This is a genomic window from Cyanobium sp. T1G-Tous (assembly GCF_024345455.1).
In the GTDB taxonomy this organism is placed as follows: Bacteria; Cyanobacteriota; Cyanobacteriia; order PCC-6307; family Cyanobiaceae; genus Cyanobium_A.
In genome coordinates this window covers 1-15478 of record NZ_JAGQBD010000019.1, presented here as the reverse complement: position 1 = coordinate 15478, position 15478 = coordinate 1, and the positions used below count along the sequence as shown (strand labels likewise).

Below are 15478 nucleotides of genomic sequence, written 5' to 3'. Positions count from 1 at the left end.
CCTCAATGTAGCGGCCTTCGGTGGCTCTTGTATTCGATTTCCCACTCTCAAAACAGGCTGCTCAAACGTTCTGCCTCGTAGGACGACTCGTTGCAAGGGATCCCGTTCGCGCCAAGCCATCTAGTTCACTTTCACTAAGCACTCCTCCTTCCGCTGAGTGCTCCGGATCAAGGGAGACTGGTGCGGCGGAAAAACCAGGATCTTCTGACCCGTTATGGATCTTGCTCAACAGCTTTGCAGCCAGCCCAAACTCTTCAGCGTAGGCAGCTTGTGAGCGCAATTTGGCTGGTTTTTATTTTTAAGCCAGCTACCTGGTACAGCCTCGTTCCTCACTCCACCTCCAGCACTCCTCGCACCATGTTCATGCCGCAGTGGAAGGAATAGACGCCGGCTTTTGTGGGGGGCAACTCCAGGCTGGCGGTTGCCTCAAGGGGCAGATCGAGGCTTTTGTGGAAATCGGGGAAGATCACCTGGGCCAAGCAGCTGCTCGGATCGACCCGATGAAAGGCAAGCCGCATCGGCTGGCCGGCTTTCAGCTTGATTCTTGAGGGTGCATAGCCGCCATCCACAAGGATGGTGATCTCCTGCAATCCTGCTTCGCTCTCGCGGGCCGCCACGCCACCGCCATGGCGACCCAGGAACCACCAGAGCTGCCAGGCGATGAGAAGCAAGCCAACCATGGCCACCAGCCCTTTGAGGGCCACGGGTTGATCGATGGTGCGCCAAAGGGGCGCTGCGGCAGCGAGGGTCAGCATCAGTTATTTGCAAGAAGAAGGCGCGCCGGGCGGAAGTTCCGCAGCCTCAGGGCATTGCTCACCACCGACACGGAGCTGAAAGCCATGGCGGCGCCGGCGATCATCGGGCTCAGCAACCAGCCGGTGAGGGGAAACAGCAGGCCGGCGGCGATCGGGATGCCGGCCACGTTGTAGGCGAAGGCGAAGAACAGGTTTTGGCGGATGTTGGCCATCGCGGCGCGGCTGAGCTCGATCGCTGCCGGCACGCCGGCCAGGTTGCCGGAGATCAGGGTGATGTCGCTGGCGGCGATCGCCACATCGGTGCCGGTGCCCATGGCGATGCCCACATCGGCCTGGGCCAGAGCTGGGGCGTCGTTGATGCCGTCGCCCACCATCGCCACCGGGCCCTCACCCTGCTCCTGCAGCTTGCGAATCACCGAGGACTTGTCGGCGGGGCGCACTTCGGCGATTACCCGCTCGATCCCCACCTGGTCGGCCACCACTTCGGCGGTGCGGCGGGCATCGCCGCTGAGCATCACCACCTGCAAACCCAGACGCTGCAGGGCGGCCACCGCGGCCGCTGAACTCGCTTTGAGGGGATCGGCCACGCCGAAGCAGGCCTCGATCCGCCCGTCCACAACCACGGCTGCCACGCTGCAAGCGGCGGCCTCAAGACGCTCCACCAAGGGCTTTAGGGCGGCGGTGTCGATGCCGAGCTCCTTGAACCAGCGGGGGGTACCGACCCGCACCTGCTGGCCTGCTATCGATCCCTGCACGCCCCGGCCCGCCACCGCCTCAAAGCCCTCCACCGCAGGCAGTTCATTGTCTTTCAACTGGCTGCGGGCATAGGTCGTGATCGCTTCGGCCAGGGGATGCTCCGAGCGAGATTCCAGCGCTGCGGTGAGCGCCAGCAGGGTGTCGGCCGCCAGCGCGCCACCGGCCAGCCGCTCGAAATCGGTCACCTCCGGCTGGCCTCGGGTAAGGGTGCCGGTCTTGTCGAGCACGATGGTGCGGAGCTTCCCGGCCGTTTCCAGGGCTTCGGCGCTGCGGAAGATCAGGCCGTTCTCTGCCCCCTTGCCGGAGGCCACCATGATCGACGTGGGGGTGGCCAGGCCCAGGGCACAAGGGCAGGCGATCACCAGCACGCTCACTAGAAACAGCATCGCCAGCACGGGATTGCCGCTGATCAAGAACCAGACCACGAAGGCGGCAATAGCCAGGGCGATCACCACAGGCACGAACCAGCCGACCACCTGATCAGCCAGGCGCTGCACCTGGGTGCGGGAGCTCTGGGCCTGGCGCACCAGCTCCACGATTTGGGCCAGCACCGTGTTGGCCCCCACCCGACTGACGCGGAAGGTGAAACTGCCGCTGCGGTTCATCGAGGCGCCGATCACGGCATCGCCGGCAGCTTTGGCCACGGGGGTGGGTTCACCGGTGAGCATCGACTCCTCCACCCAGGAACTGCCTTCGCACACCTCCCCGTCCACCGGGATCTTTTCGCCGGGACGCACCTGCACCAGGTCGCCGACCACCAGCATCGACACCGGAACTTCAACCGGTTGTCCATCCCGCAGCACCCGGGCGGTGGCGGGCTGCAGCTGCAGCAGCCGCCGGATTGCTTCTGAGGTCTGACCGCGGGCCCTGGCCTCCAGCAGCCGGCCCAGCAGCACCAAGGTCAGGATTACCGCCACGGTTTCGTAGTAGACGTCGGCGGGCAGGCCTTCAGCGATCAGCACCTGGGGGAACAGGGTGGTGAACAGCGAGGTGAGGTAAGCGATGCCGGTGCCGGCCGCCACCAGGGTGTTCATGTCGGCGAAGTGCTGCCGAAAAGCCGAGACGGCGCCGGTGAGGAAGTCACGCCCGCACCAGAACAACACTGGTGTGGTGAGGACCAGCTGGGTCCAGGGGCTTGTGAACCAGAGCGGCAGGAACGGAAGGCTGTGAAGCTCCAGCATGTGGGGCAGGCTGGAGCCCATCACCAGGAGGGTGAGGACGGCAGCAACGCTGACCTTGCGGCGCAACAAAGTGCGCTCCCGGGCCAGCTCCCGCTCCATACCGTCCACCGAAACGGCTAGGCCCTCGGCTGAGCAGCAGGGTGGGCCGGGGGAAGGGGCGCTCATTGTGTGCGTGACATCAGAGGCCTGGCGTTGGCGCGGGGCTATCTCTTCAAGCTAGTGATGTCCAGTTCAATGGAGAGCAATATCCAGTGCTTTTCGTATTCTGGCTCTTGATATTTCGCCTTTGAGCTCAGTTATGTAGCAAGTGGCTTGCGCTTACCGCCGAGCAGCAGGCCGACGCCGGAGAAGGTAATCATCAATGTGAGATTTCCGATAATCTCCGGGTAAGATAATCTCAGGCTAATAGATCTGCAGGTTGATCATCTTGAAGTTGTCCGTGTGGATTTCAAGCAGTCAGAAGGCATCGATGTAATTCGCCAGCATCAGGGCTCGATTGCTGCGCCATGACCGGGCGGAGGTCGCGTGAACATTTGGCTGGATTGTCAAACCACTTTCTGGCCCATGGCCACCTTGGAGATGGATGGCATGCGAGCGGTCTCGAAACGATGGCTAACACCGATCCACCCCGAAGAAGCTTCGGACGGCCAGCCCTGCTGCTGCTGGCCACGGGAGGCATCCTCACGGTCTCCCTTTGGGCTGGCGGCCGGTGCCTATCCCAGGGTTGGAGCGGTGACGGCATGCCCGGGCATGGAGGAGGCGTGGGGGGGGCCGGCCAGATGGGGATGGGTTATTCGGATCAGCACTTCATCGTGATGATGATCCCCCACCACGACGGGGCGATCGCCATGGCCGACCTCGCCCTTACCCGCGCCAAGCGGCCCGAGATCAAGGCCCTAGCGAAGAGCATCAAGGCCAGTCAGACGCGCGAGAACGCCCAGATGCGCGACTGGTATTGGAAGTGGTTCGGCCAGGATGTATCGAACTGGGGACTGGGAACAGGCTGGGGCTGGCAGAACGGCATGGGCATGGGCATGGGGATGGGAATGAGAGGGGGTATGGGTGGGGGCGCCATGGGCGGGGGGACGAACCTCTCTGCCCTGAGCGCAGCCCCGGACTTCGACCGTGCCTTCATCGAGCAGATGATTCCCCACCACCAGATGGGCGTGATGATGGCCTCGATGGCCCAGACCAATTCCCAGCACCCGGAGCTTCGTCAGTTGCAGCAGGCGATGGTGCGGGTGCAGAGCGATGAAATCCAGCAGATGACCCAGTGGTATCGCAGCTGGTACGGCACACCCTGACGCCACCCATGGATCGGTTCTTCATCCTCGACACTCCAAATCCCTCGAGGAGGCCAGGCTGACCGGCTCCCCGCCAAGGACCCATCGACCCGAATTAATCCCCATGACGACGTTCAACACAATTCAAAGAGCAGCAGGTCTGCTCCAGCTGACCCTGCGCTGAAGGCATCCAGCTTGCCGGCGCCGTAGCCCAGACCATCACCCTGCTGCAGGGCGTGGCCATCGGCCTCCCCGGCCCCATCAATCAGCTGGATCCAGCCCTGGCGGCCTGTGCCAAGGGCCAGGCTCAGGTTCTCGCCTGCACCGGGCTGAGCCCGCCAGAGACGCACCGGCCGGTGGATCGCCATGGCGCCATCGGCCTGCTCGGGATCCAGCAGGGGCGTCCAGCCAGGGCCGATGGCGAACGCCTTCTGCTGGTAGGCCGGGGCGATGCCAGTGCTGCTGGGCTCAATCCAGATCTGCAGCAGCCGGCATTGCTTATCTTCCTGGTTGATCTCGCTGTGCACCACACCTGTGCCGGCACTCATGCACTGCACCTCGCCGGCGCGCAGTACCTCGGCGTGGCCCATCGAGTCGCAATGGTTGAGCTGGCCCTCCACCATCACCGTGATGATCTCCATGTCGCGGTGGGGGTGCATGCCGAAGCCAGTGCCGGCGGCGATCACGTCGGTGTTGATCACCCGCAGGGGGCCATAGCCCATCCAGGCCTGGTCGTAATGGCTGGAGAAGGAGAAGCTGTGCCAGCTGTCGAGCCAATCGTGCTGGCTGTGGAAGCGCTCGGCGGCCGGGCGAAATACCAGGCCTGGGGCGGTGGTAGTCGGCGTGGAGGAGGAGGTCATGGTTGGGCAATATGGAGCTGGTGCAGTCGCGTGATCAGATCAGCGATGGAGTCGTCCTTGGCGGGATTGTCGCTGTTGCTCGACAGCTGGCGACCCACCACATGGGCACCGAGATGGGCCAGCTGCAGCCTCATTGCCGTCAGCACGCCATGGCCGGCGCCGCCGGAGTGGGTGGCGATCACCACGGGGCGGCCGTTGAAAAGGGTCCGGAAGTCGCTGCCCTGCACCGACAGCCAGGCGATGGCGCTGGTGAGCACCGGCGGGATCGAGCCGTTGTATTCCGGCGAGCAGATCACCCAGCGCTGAGCGGCAGCCAGCTGGGTCTCTAACGCCGCCAACACTGGGGGTGTGCCGGCGAGTTGGGCTCGCGGGGTGAACAGCGGCAGGTTGATGGTGGTGAGATCGAGCACAGCAGCGCTTTGGCCCTGCTGGCGGGCGGCCGCTGCGAAGCGCTCAGCCAGCTGGAGGTTATGGCCGTTGCTAGCGGCGATCACCAGCACATCTGTGGAGGTTGAGGTACTCATGGCCGGGGCTTCAAGGTGAGGTAATCGATATGGCCAGCGTGGCCGGTGCTGCTGATGTCTCCTACGCATCAGTGGTGTTCGTGATCCTCACCGCCGGCCTGATGGCCTTGGTGCTTGCAGCAGGGATCAGCGGCTTCATGGGGTTGGTTACATGCCTGCTGGCCATGCTCAATCTGATGGATGTGGAAGCATTCGCTACCAGTTTCCGCAGGTACGACCTGCTCAGCCAACGCTGGCGAACCTGGGGACGCTCTTGCCCCGGCATCGAAGTGCTCGTGGGGCTTGGGGTGTTGCTGAATCCCTAGGTCAACGCGGCGGCGCTGCAGGTGGGAGCGGTGGCGGTTCTGCCCGGTGCCGTGGGCATGGTGTTGGTGGGCAAGGCCGTCTTCCTCGCACACCTGGCTCTCAACTGCGCCTCCGTGGGCGGTAACTCCAATACCCCTCTTGGAGTGGTCCGCTTTGCGGAGAACTTGATGATGGGTGCCATTGGGGCGGTGATGCTCGCCGGTAGCTGAACCTCACTCAGGCCTTGGCCCTGCGGCTTGAAAGCAGAAGGGCCAAGCCGGACCCAATGACCACCAGCGTGAACAGCCCCAGTAGCCCTGAGTAATAGGGCTGCAGATTCAGCGGGCCAAAGCGACCGGAGTGAATCTTGAGCAGCCAGAAGGCGTCTATTCCCTGCTCGAGCAGCAGGCTGTAGAGCGAGCCGGTGGCGGCGGTGAGCAGTAGTGGTGCCGCCGAGATAGGCACTACCCAGCGGTGCAGCTGACGCCAGCGAGTTTTAGGTAAAAAAGGCATAGCGCTTAGTGGTGACGCAGGTGCTGGTGCAGGGTTGCCTCATTGCTGCAGGGCATCCACTTACCGCTGTTCAGGTGAGTGCCTGTGCAGCCGAGTTCCTTGGCCCGTTGCTCGGCCTGCTGCTGGGTGTCATGAATGCCCTTGGGGTGGGCGCGGCTGGCCAGCGGCAATGCCGCCAGGGCCAGGGCGATCAGGGCCATGCGGCTAGTCATGGGGAAGAGATCCATCAGGGGAATCGATCAGTTCAAAAGAGTCAGTTCAAAAGAGTTAGATCAAAAGAGTTAGAAGCGAAAGAGTGCGTCGTATTGGCTGTACTCCGGCTTGATCAATCCCTCCAGGCGCAGCATGCGGCGCAGCTCGATGATTTCAGCGCGCTGGGCCACGATGATCTGCCGAGCCAGCCGGCGCACGGTGGGATTGCTGCTCTTGTTGAGGGCGTCGTGGCCCATCTGCAGGGCACCGCCGTGGTGGGTGATCATTCCTTCTAGAAACCACACCACCCGGTTGGCTTTGGTGGGGGTGGAGCCCATCATCTGCATCGCCTGGATCTGGACAGCGCCCATGCGCTCCAGGCTGCTCATGGAGTTGGGATCACCGCCCGGCCTGAGGGCCACGGGATACACCGGCGCCTCTGGATACCAGGACTTGCGCCACAGGCCCATGGCCCTGATCTCGCGGGCCTGCTCGCGCCAGATGCCGTTGGCCAGGGCGCCCACCCCGGGGTGGTCGATGTTGAACACAAACTCACTCATCCGCAGCGCACCGGTGTGGTGCTGCACCATCGCGTCGAGCCAGCGCAGGTCGTAGGTGGCACCGGCTGGGCCAACGTCATGGCTATTGCTGGCGTGGCTGCCATGCCCCTGGCTTTGGGGAGCTGCAGCAGGGGCGGCCTGATGGTGCTGCTGTTGGTTTCGATGGTGCTGGTGGGGATCGCCTTGGGCCAGGGCTGGGGCGGTCAAGATCCCGGCAAGCAAGAGCGATGCAGCAAGGGAAGGCATGGGTAGGGAGTTGGCTGTTTTCCTACGATGGGGTCTCCTCTTGCTGGAGAGTCAAGTGGCCGCACTACAGCCACCAGAGGTGCCGGCCCAGAAGCTCCAAAAGATCGGTGCGGTGGCTGCGCGTTTGGGCGTTTCGGTGAAGACGATCCGCTTCTATTGCGACCAGGGCCTGCTGCAGCCATCAGGCCGTAGTGAGGGGCACTACCGGCTCTTTGATAAGTCGGTTGACAGCGACCTTGCCCTGATCCGCACCCTGCGGGGGCTTGAGCTCCCTCTGCCCACAATCAAAGCCGTACTGGAGGCCCGCCGATCGGGGATGTGTACCTGCGACAACCTGCAGGCCACGATCCGTGGCAAGGCCGGCGAGATCGAGCAGCGGATTGTCGATTTGCAATCTCTCCATGCTGAGCTCAACGGACTGCTCAGCACTTGGCAGCGCTGCGGCGGCAGGCCAGCTCAAGTAAGTGCAGGCATCTGAAGGAGAAACGTGCTGCCGGCGCCAGGGGTGCTCTGCACGGAGAGCCAGCCCCGATGACGCCCGGCGATGGCCTGGGCAATGGCGAGGCCCAACCCCGTGCCGCCGGATTGGCGCGATCGACTGGCATCACTTCGATAGAAGCGCTCAAAGATGCGCTCCTGCTCGCAGGCAGCAATTCCTGGCCCTTGGTCGCTCACCGCGACACGCAGGTTTGATCCCTGCTGGCCTAGTTCGACGAGCACCACGCCACCGGCCGGGCTGTGCTGGATGGCGTTGCTGAGCAGGTTGGAGAACAGCCGAACCAGTTCTCGCTTCTGTCCGCGCACCATCCGATCAGGATCAGGGACCTGCAGCGCCAGAGTCACCCCCCTGGCATGAGCTGTTTCGCCGAAGTCCTCAATCAGATCTTCCAGGCACTCGGCGAGCCGGCAGGACTCCTGCGTCTCTAGGCAGGCGGGTTGCTCCAGGCTGGCTAGCAGGAGCAGATCGGCGATTAGCCGTTGCAACCGCTGGCCCTGGGCCAGCACCCGATTGAGGCTGGCCTTCGCCGGCTGATTGGTCTGGGCCACAGCGCCGTGCTCGGCTTCCACCACCGCCAGCAGGTTGGCCAGCGGCGTACGCAGCTCATGGGCCACATCGGAGCTGAACTGCTCCTGCCTGCGGTAAGCCTCAAGCAGAGGCGCCATCGCCAGGCCCGCCAGCCACCAGCTGGCGACGGCCATCGCCAGCATCGCCAGGAGAAAAACTGCATGCCCAAGCCACCACAACCGCTCAGCCTCCGCATCAAGATCAGCCAGGTTGCGGGAGATTTGCAGATAGCCCCAGTTGGGCTCACCTGGACCATGGGCGTGATGCAAGTGGATGGTGTACGCGCCCCAGCGCTCCGTACTGCGATCGCCTGATAGCGACCAGCCCAGCTGCCCAGGCCTTGGCTCTTGCTGCCGAGCCCCGGGGGACCTTGCTATCAAGGTTCCGTTCTGATCGAGCACCCTCAGCTGAAAGCGATCGGAGTCGGTGGCACTGATCGCGTGGCGATGGATCAGATCGGCTGGGGGCCTGCACGGCTCACCGGCCAGGCAGAGCCCGGGCAACACAGCGGCAAGGGAAGCAGAGGGCCTGGCATCGTGCGGCAGGGCGGGCTTGAGGCTGTCGTGCAGGGTGCCGGCAAGGGTTTCCAGCTCTCTTTTGATTGCTGCTTCTTGGGTTTGCAGCAGCAGCTGGCCCATGCAAAAACCAGCGCCGTAGAGAACGGTGCCCATCACCAACAGGGATAGGCCGGCCAGCCGTAGGCGGGCACGCCACAGCAACTGCGGCACTGGAGAGAGGAGTTGACTCACGTCTGCAGTCCCGCCTGCGGATCAAACCGATATCCCTTGCTGGGCACCGTTTCAATCGGGGAGGTCAGGTCATAGCTAGCCAGCTTGCGCCGCAGCAGCCTCACCTGGGCCGCCACCACGTTGCTCACCGGGTCCTGGTGCAGGTCCCACAATTGATTTCGAAGCCGCGAACCGGGAATGATCTGGCTGGGGTGTTCCAGGAAATAGCCCATCAGCTGCTGCTCCTTGGCCGAAAGCTCCACGCTCACCTGCCCTGTTGGTGTGGTCACCAGTAGGTGTCCTGTGGAGTAATCCAGGCAGTAGCAGCCAGCCTCCAACAGCGGCTCCCGGTAAGCGGGGTGGCGGCGCTGCAACGCCCGGATCCGCGCCAGCAGCTCCTCCATCGCGAAGGGCTTGCTCAGGTAATCGTCTGCGCCGGCATCGAGTCCCTCCACTCGATCCGCCGTGTCGCTGCGGGCGGTGAGCAACAGCAACGGCAGGCCCAGGCCTGAGGCCCTGGCACGGCGGCAGAGTTCGAGGCCGCTCAGATCCGGCAGCATCCAATCGAAGATCGCCAGCTCATAGCGGGGGCCACCGCCGTCGTCCAGTTCACCGCTGAGCAGGTTCCAGCCCTCCAGGCCACCCGGGCAGTGATCAACCACATGGCCCTGGCGCTGCAGCACGGTCTGGATGGAGGAGGCCAGATCCGCCTCGTCTTCCACCAGCAGGATCCGCAGCGGCATCGAAGGTGCACTCCTGTAGGCAGATGCTAGGCAGCACGGTTGCTTTCACCTGTTTTTCATCCCGGTTGCGTCACCCTCAAACCACTCACTTCCCCCCTGGGCTCTTGGTCAACCGGATCCTGCAGCTAGCTGCCAACGGCTGCATTTGCGCCGCCGCCCTGCTCGCCATCCCAACATCAGCTCCTGGGGCCTTGGCCCATGTGGGCCACGGCGATGAGTTCCAGAAGCAAGGAGATGCGCGCCAGGTGAAGCGCAACGCCGAGAGCGATGGGCTGCTGGGCGTGGCCACGGCCAAGCCGGAGTCGGGCCCCGATGGTCTGACGGTGCCCAGCACAGCGCTGGTGGATGTGAAGGGCCAACCGTTGCTGTTCGTGCAGACCGAGAAGACCTACGACCCGGTGATCGTCGAGACGGGCGACAGCCAGGGAGACCGTGTTGTGGTGAAGGAGGGAATAGATCCCACCGACGACGTGGTGATCTCCGGGGCGCTCTCTCTCTATGCCGAGTCGATGAAGACCCAGCAGGCCGAGCCGGCAATGGCGAACAACAAGCCACTCGCACAAGCAGCCAACAAAGCACCAACCAACACCGCCCCACCAGTGCCAATCCTTGCCGCCGGTGGTGTTGTAGTGCTGGCCGCTGGCGCCATTTGGCTGAGCCGGCGCAAGAAGACGGATGTTTGAGCGGCTGCTTAACGCCACCCTGCGCTTTTCGATCGCCCGCCGCTGGTTGTTCGTTGCCGCTGCGGTCGTCATCAGCCTCTGGGGTGTGTTGGCCGTGGGTCAGATGCCGCTGGATGTTTTCCCGCCGTTTGCCCCGCCCCAGGTGGATGTGCAGACCAGCGTCGACGGTCTCTCACCGGAGGAGGTGGAGATGCGGATAACGTTGCCGATCGAATCGGCCGTGAACGGTATACCCGGGGTGGAGACCGTGCGCTCTTCCTCCAAGGCGGGTTTGTCGATGGTGCAGGTGGTGTTTAACCAAAGCGCCGATATCTATCGCGCCCGCCAATCGGTGGCGGAGCGGGTGCAGCAGGTGAGCCCCCAGCTGCCGGTCAATGCCGGTGCTCCCGAACTCTCACCGCTGGTCTCACCACTCGGCACAATCCTGCAGGTGGCTTTCACGCTGAAAGGCGATGGAGCCACCTCGCTGCTGGATCTGCAGCAGCTGGTGTTGCGCTCATACCGCCAATCGATCCTGGCGGTGCCGGGCGTGGCCCAGGTCACGATCTACGGCGGCGATGAACAGCAGTTTCAGGTGCTGCTGGATCCGCAGGAGCTGCAGGTGCAGAACGTCTCGCTGCAAGCGGTGATGGAGGGTGTGGGCGCCGCCATGGCCACCAGCCCCGGTGGCTTTCTGATCGGTGGTGGCCAGGAGCGTCTGATTCGCCCCATGGCCCAGATCACGCAGGTGAGCGAACTGGCCGATACCGCGGTGCGCAATGAGCAGGGGCAACCGGTGCTGCTATCAACCCTGGCCGAGGTGAAGCGCGGCGCGGCGCTCAAGCGCGGTGACGCCAGCTTCAACGGCAAGCCGGCGGTGGTGCTGATGGTGACTAAACAGCCCGATGTCGACACCCCCACGGTGACGCGAGCGGTGGATCGGCGCTTGGGCGAACTCAACCGCACCCTGCCGGCGGATGTGCTGATTCAGACCACATTCCGCCAGAGCAACTTCATCGACAGCGCCATTCGCAATGTGAGCGAGTCGTTGCTGCAGGGGGTGGTGATCGTGTCGGTGGTGATCGTGCTGTTCTTGATGAACTGGCGCGCGGCTGTGATCAGCCTCAGCGCCATTCCCCTGTCTCTGCTGATCGGCCTGATGCTGATGAAGTCCCTAGGCCTCGGCATCAACACCATGACCCTGGGCGGGCTTGTGGTGGCTATCGGCTCGTTGGTCGATGACTCGATCGTGGATATGGAGAATTGCTACCGGGGCTTGCGCAGCAACCAGGCCAGCGGCTCTCCCAAAGCGCCGCTGCAGGTGGTGTTTGACACCTCGGTGGAGGTGCGCCAACCGGTGCTGTTTTCCACCGTGATCATCGCGGTGGTGTTTGCGCCGATCTTCTCGCTCACCGGCGTGGAAGGGCGCATCTTTGCGCCGATGGGGTTGGCCTATTTGTTGTCGATCGGCGCCTCGACGCTGGTGGCGGTGACCCTCTCGCCGGCCCTCTGCGCCATCCTGCTGGCGCCCGTGCAGCTGCCGGCAGAAAACACCTGGCTGGCCACTCAGGCCGAGCGGCTCTACCGCCCGATCCTCGATCAGGCGTTGAACTCACCCCGGCGGGTGCTGGCCATCGCCCTGGCCCTGGTGGTGGCCAGCGCCTTAGTGCTCCCGGCTCTAGGGCGGGTGTTCCTGCCGGAATTCCGCGAGAAATCACTGGTGAATTCCATGGTTCTCTATCCGGGGGTCTCATTGGAGATGACCAACCGGGCTGGCCTGGCCCTCACCCGTTCGCTGCAGAACAATCCCCTTTTTGAGTGGGTGCAGGTGCGCACGGGCCGGGCTCCCGGCGATGCCGATGGGGCTGGCGTGAACTTGGCCCACGTGGATGTGGAACTGAGCGACCAGGCGATGGCCAATCGGCCCGCTGCCATTGCTGCACTGCGTCAGGCCTTTTTGCGGCTGCCCGGCGTGGCCCCCAACATCGGCGGCTTCATCTCGCACCGCATGGATGAGGTGCTCTCCGGGGTGCGCAGTGCCATCGCCATCAAGATATACGGCACCGACCTGGCCGAACTGCGCCGCATCGGCGAAGCCGTGGAAAATGCGATCAAGCCGGTCGCAGGAGTGGTGGATTTGCAGCTGGAGCCCCAGCTGCCCATCCCCCAGGTGCAGATCCACTACGACCGTCCGCTGGCGGCAGCCCTGGGCCTGACGGTGGAGGAGCTGTCCCAGGCGGTGGAGGTTGCTCTCAACGGCAAGGTGGTTGGCCACGTGGTGGAAGGCGGGGTGCGCAGCGATGTGCTGGTGCAGCTGCAGGAGAACGCCCGACAGAACCTCGAGGCGATCCGATCGGTGCCGGTGGCCTTCAGCAACGGCATGACCGTGCCGCTGGGAAGCGTCGCCTGGATCGAGGAAGGCCTGGGCTCCAATGTCGTCAACCGGGAAGACGTATCCCGCTTGATCGTGGTGTCCGCCAACGTCAGCGGCCGCCCTCTTGGCACGGTCGTCAATGACATCCAGCGCACGATTTCACGGGACGTGCGTCTGCCCCAGGGGTACACGATTCGCTACGGCGGTCAGTTCGAGTCGGAGGAACGGGCCACCGCGAGCCTTGTCTTCTACAGCCTGGTGGCCGCCGTGGTCATAACTGTGCTGATGGTGGTCTCGGTGAAATCGCTGCCGGCCACCGCAGCGATCATGCTCAACCTGCCCCTGGCCCTGATCGGCGGGGTGGTGGCGGTGTTGCTCACCGGCGGCGTGCTCTCGATCGCCTCGCTGATCGGCTTCATCACCCTGTTCGGCATCGCCGTGCGCAACGGCCTGCTGCTGGTGGACAACTACAACCGCCGCCACGGCGCAGGTCAGCCCCTTACTGAGGTGATCCGCGAGGGCAGCCTCGAGCGCCTGAACGCGATCTTGATGACCGCGCTTTCATCCGCCCTGGGCGCCCTACCGCTGGCTTTGGCCTTCGGGGCCGGCAACGAAATCCTGCAGCCCCTGGCGGTGGTGGTGCTCGGCGGCCTGATCACCTCCACCGCCCTGACGCTGCTGGTGATTCCGGCGCTCTATGCCCGCTTTGGCCACTGGCTATTGCCCCCTGTCAGTGCTCCGACTCCTGCTCTCGCTCCGTTCCAGCCATGAAAGTGCTTGTGCCCCTGGCGATCGCCGCCTCGCTGCTGCTGGGGATCGGCTTGGGTCGCTACAGCGGCCGGCCGGCCCCCTCTCCCTCAGAAGCAGCATCAGAGCGGGTCAAAGCAAACGGCACCATCGCCATCAACGAGGAACAACTCTGGCGTTCTGGCCTCAGCATTGTTCGTCCGGAGCTGAGCACGGGCACGGAACGCCCGATCTCCGGCTTTGTGGAAGCGGCTGTTGGTTCACGCTCCAGCGTGGGTATGCCCGTGGCGGGCCGCGTTGTGCGCCTGTTGGTGGCACCGGGCGCCGCCGTTCAGGCAGGCGAGCCGATCGCCGAAGTGCAGAGCGCCGATGCTGCTGTGGTGCGAGCCGATGCGGAAGCGGCCCAGGCTACGGAGCAATCGCTGGCTTACCAATACCGGCTAGCCCTGCCGATGGCACGCCAAGGTGCGCTCTCGGCCCAGGAGCTTGAGAGCCGGCGCATCGCCAGCGTCACGGCAGCAGCTGATGCCCGGGCCGCGACTGCCAAGGTCTCGGCGATGGGACACCCCGATCGGATCGGACGCCTGCTGATCCGCAGCCCCATCAGCGGCCAGGTCGTTGCTTTGAAGACATCACCTGGAGAGGTGCTCCAACCAGGGCAAGAGGTGGCGCAGATCAGTGATTCGCGGGGCAGCGAACTGCGCTTCCTGGTATCCCCGGTGCTGGGCGCCAACCTGACGAGCGGTCAGCTGTTGCGTGTGAAAGCTGGAGCCCGGCATCTGCGCGCCCGAGTTTTAGCAGTGGCTCCCGACAGTGGCTCCGCAAATCGAGTCACCTTGGTGCGCGCCCAGACGGTGGATGAGCCGCTGCCACCCACGGGCACAGCGGTGACGGCCTTCATCCAGGTGCCGTCCTCGGAGCAGCGTTACTCCCTGCCGGCAGATGCCATTGCGCTGGTCAATGGCTCAGCGGTGGTTTTCCGGTATCAACGGGGCGCAGTGCAGGCCGTGCCGGTGGTGGTGGGCCAAAAGTCAGCCAACCGGGCAGAGATCCTGCAAGGGGTGCGCAGCGGCGATCGGCTGCTGAGCGGCAACACCGCCAAGCTGCTTGACGCCCTGGCAGGGCCACAGCCATCTAGCCAGAACTGACGAAGCCCAACAACCCAGCCAATAAAAAAGCCCCCTGGTGAGAGGGAGCTTTTGGGATTCCGTGATTTCCCAGCCGTAGCTGGGCTGTTGACTATCAACCGATTGCAGGTGCGGTCAGTGCCACGGGGGTGGCAGTAGCAGCAGCCAGGTCAAGCGGGAAGTTGTGAGCATTGCGCTCGTGCATCACTTCCATACCCAGACCAGCGCGGTTGAGAACGTCTGCCCAGGTGTTCACCACACGGCCTTGGCCGTCGAGGATCGACTGGTTGAAGTTGAAACCGTTCAGGTTGAAGGCCATCGTGCTCACGCCAAGGGCAGTGAACCAGATGCCAACCACAGGCCAGGCAGCCAGGAAGAAGTGGAGGCTGCGGCTGTTGTTGAAGGAGGCGTATTGGAAGATCAGGCGACCGAAGTAGCCGTGAGCAGCCACGATGTTGTAGGTCTCTTCTTCTTGGCCAAACTTGTAGCCGTAGTTCTGGCTCTCGCTCTCGGTGGTTTCACGAACCAGTGAGGAGGTAACGAGTGAACCGTGCATGGCGGAGAACAGGCTGCCACCGAAGACACCAGCCACTCCAAGCATGTGGAAGGGGTGCATCAAGATGTTGTGCTCAGCCTGGAACACCAACATGTAGTTGAAGGTGCCGGAGATGCCCAGGGGCATGGCGTCCGAGAAGGAGCCTTGACCGAAGGGATACACGAGGAACACGGCAGATGCTGCGGCCACAGGAGCGCTGTAGGCGACGCAGATCCAGGGGCGCATGCCCAAGCGGTAGGAAAGCTCCCACTCGCGGCCCATGTAGGCGTAGATGCCGATCAGGAAGTGGAAGACCACCAGCTGGAAAGGACCACCGTTGT

17 protein-coding genes are annotated in these 15478 nt (G+C 63.8%); 7 read left to right on the top strand and 10 right to left on the bottom strand.

What is annotated here, in order from left to right; all coding sequences use genetic code 11:
• Window positions 1–329: 329 nt before the first annotated feature.
• Window positions 330–755: a cupredoxin domain-containing protein gene (locus KBY75_RS11080; RefSeq protein WP_254936175.1), complete on the bottom strand. Its 426-nt coding sequence runs from the start codon at window positions 753–755 to the stop codon at window positions 330–332.
• The gene (locus tag KBY75_RS11075; protein WP_396098243.1) at window positions 755–2857 is read right to left on the bottom strand and encodes a copper-translocating P-type ATPase; all 2103 of its coding nucleotides are present in this window, start codon (window positions 2855–2857) and stop codon (window positions 755–757) included. Before KBY75_RS11075 ends, KBY75_RS11080 begins: the two co-directional genes overlap by 1 nt.
• A 443-nt stretch (window positions 2858–3300) precedes the next feature.
• On the opposite strand from KBY75_RS11075, the gene KBY75_RS11070 reads away from it, so the two are divergent.
• Window positions 3301–3996, top strand: a complete 696-nt coding sequence (locus KBY75_RS11070) for a DUF305 domain-containing protein (protein WP_255023943.1) — start codon at window positions 3301–3303, stop codon at window positions 3994–3996.
• A gap of 113 nt (window positions 3997–4109) precedes the next feature.
• Here KBY75_RS11070 and KBY75_RS11065 read toward each other — a convergent pair whose 3' ends face one another.
• On the bottom strand, window positions 4110–4835 hold the full coding sequence (locus tag KBY75_RS11065; protein WP_255023942.1) for a pirin-like bicupin family protein: 726 nt from the start codon (window positions 4833–4835) through the stop codon (window positions 4110–4112).
• Entirely contained in the window at window positions 4832–5359 is a 528-nt protein-coding gene (locus tag KBY75_RS11060; RefSeq protein ID WP_254936178.1) for an NADPH-dependent FMN reductase, read from the bottom strand. Before KBY75_RS11060 ends, KBY75_RS11065 begins: the two co-directional genes overlap by 4 nt.
• A gap of 29 nt (window positions 5360–5388) precedes the next feature.
• Between KBY75_RS11060 and KBY75_RS11055 the strand changes: the two genes are divergently transcribed.
• The gene (locus tag KBY75_RS11055) at window positions 5389–5664 is read left to right on the top strand and encodes a hypothetical protein (RefSeq protein WP_255023941.1); all 276 of its coding nucleotides are present in this window, start codon (window positions 5389–5391) and stop codon (window positions 5662–5664) included.
• A 30-nt stretch (window positions 5665–5694) separates the two neighbouring features.
• Window positions 5695–5874, top strand: coding sequence for a hypothetical protein (locus tag KBY75_RS11050; RefSeq protein WP_255023940.1), 180 nt, complete (start codon window positions 5695–5697; stop codon window positions 5872–5874).
• A 7-nt stretch (window positions 5875–5881) separates the two neighbouring features.
• On the opposite strand, the gene KBY75_RS11045 is transcribed toward KBY75_RS11050, so the two are convergent.
• The 3 genes from KBY75_RS11045 to KBY75_RS11035 are packed head-to-tail and all read right to left on the bottom strand — an operon-like array spanning window position 5882 to window position 7155.
• Window positions 5882–6157 (bottom strand): hypothetical protein, encoded by a 276-nt coding sequence (locus KBY75_RS11045; protein ID WP_255023939.1) that lies wholly within the window; start codon window positions 6155–6157, stop codon window positions 5882–5884.
• A 5-nt stretch (window positions 6158–6162) separates the two neighbouring features.
• Window positions 6163–6384: a DUF3721 domain-containing protein gene (locus KBY75_RS11040; protein WP_254936182.1), complete on the bottom strand. Its 222-nt coding sequence runs from the start codon at window positions 6382–6384 to the stop codon at window positions 6163–6165.
• A 54-nt stretch (window positions 6385–6438) separates the two neighbouring features.
• The gene (locus KBY75_RS11035) at window positions 6439–7155 is read right to left on the bottom strand and encodes a DUF305 domain-containing protein (protein WP_255023938.1); all 717 of its coding nucleotides are present in this window, start codon (window positions 7153–7155) and stop codon (window positions 6439–6441) included.
• A gap of 55 nt (window positions 7156–7210) precedes the next feature.
• Here KBY75_RS11035 and KBY75_RS11030 point away from each other — a divergent pair, with 55 nt between their 5' ends.
• Window positions 7211–7633, top strand: coding sequence for a MerR family DNA-binding transcriptional regulator (locus KBY75_RS11030; RefSeq protein WP_255023937.1), 423 nt, complete (start codon window positions 7211–7213; stop codon window positions 7631–7633).
• Here the strand turns inward: KBY75_RS11030 and rppB are convergent.
• Window positions 7612–8970 (bottom strand): two-component system sensor histidine kinase RppB, encoded by a 1359-nt coding sequence (gene rppB / locus KBY75_RS15385; protein WP_255023936.1) that lies wholly within the window; start codon window positions 8968–8970, stop codon window positions 7612–7614. The genes KBY75_RS11030 and rppB overlap by 22 nt on opposite strands.
• Window positions 8967–9686: a two-component system response regulator RppA gene (gene rppA, locus KBY75_RS11020; RefSeq protein WP_255023968.1), complete on the bottom strand. Its 720-nt coding sequence runs from the start codon at window positions 9684–9686 to the stop codon at window positions 8967–8969. Before rppA ends, rppB begins: the two co-directional genes overlap by 4 nt.
• 110 nt (window positions 9687–9796) lie before the next feature.
• Between rppA and KBY75_RS11015 the strand changes: the two genes are divergently transcribed.
• From KBY75_RS11015 to KBY75_RS11005, 3 genes are read left to right on the top strand one after another with little or no spacing between them, the layout of a single operon-like run.
• Complete coding sequence (locus KBY75_RS11015) at window positions 9797–10375, top strand: hypothetical protein (protein WP_254936186.1); 579 nt, start codon at window positions 9797–9799, stop codon at window positions 10373–10375.
• Entirely contained in the window at window positions 10368–13499 is a 3132-nt protein-coding gene (locus tag KBY75_RS11010) for an efflux RND transporter permease subunit (protein WP_255023935.1), read from the top strand. Before KBY75_RS11015 ends, KBY75_RS11010 begins: the two co-directional genes overlap by 8 nt.
• Window positions 13496–14623 (top strand): efflux RND transporter periplasmic adaptor subunit, encoded by a 1128-nt coding sequence (locus KBY75_RS11005; protein WP_255023934.1) that lies wholly within the window; start codon window positions 13496–13498, stop codon window positions 14621–14623. Before KBY75_RS11010 ends, KBY75_RS11005 begins: the two co-directional genes overlap by 4 nt.
• A gap of 94 nt (window positions 14624–14717) precedes the next feature.
• On the opposite strand, the gene KBY75_RS11000 is transcribed toward KBY75_RS11005, so the two are convergent.
• Window positions 14718–15478: photosystem II q(b) protein (locus KBY75_RS11000; protein WP_255023933.1), on the bottom strand; the 761-nt coding region annotated here is incomplete at its 5' end.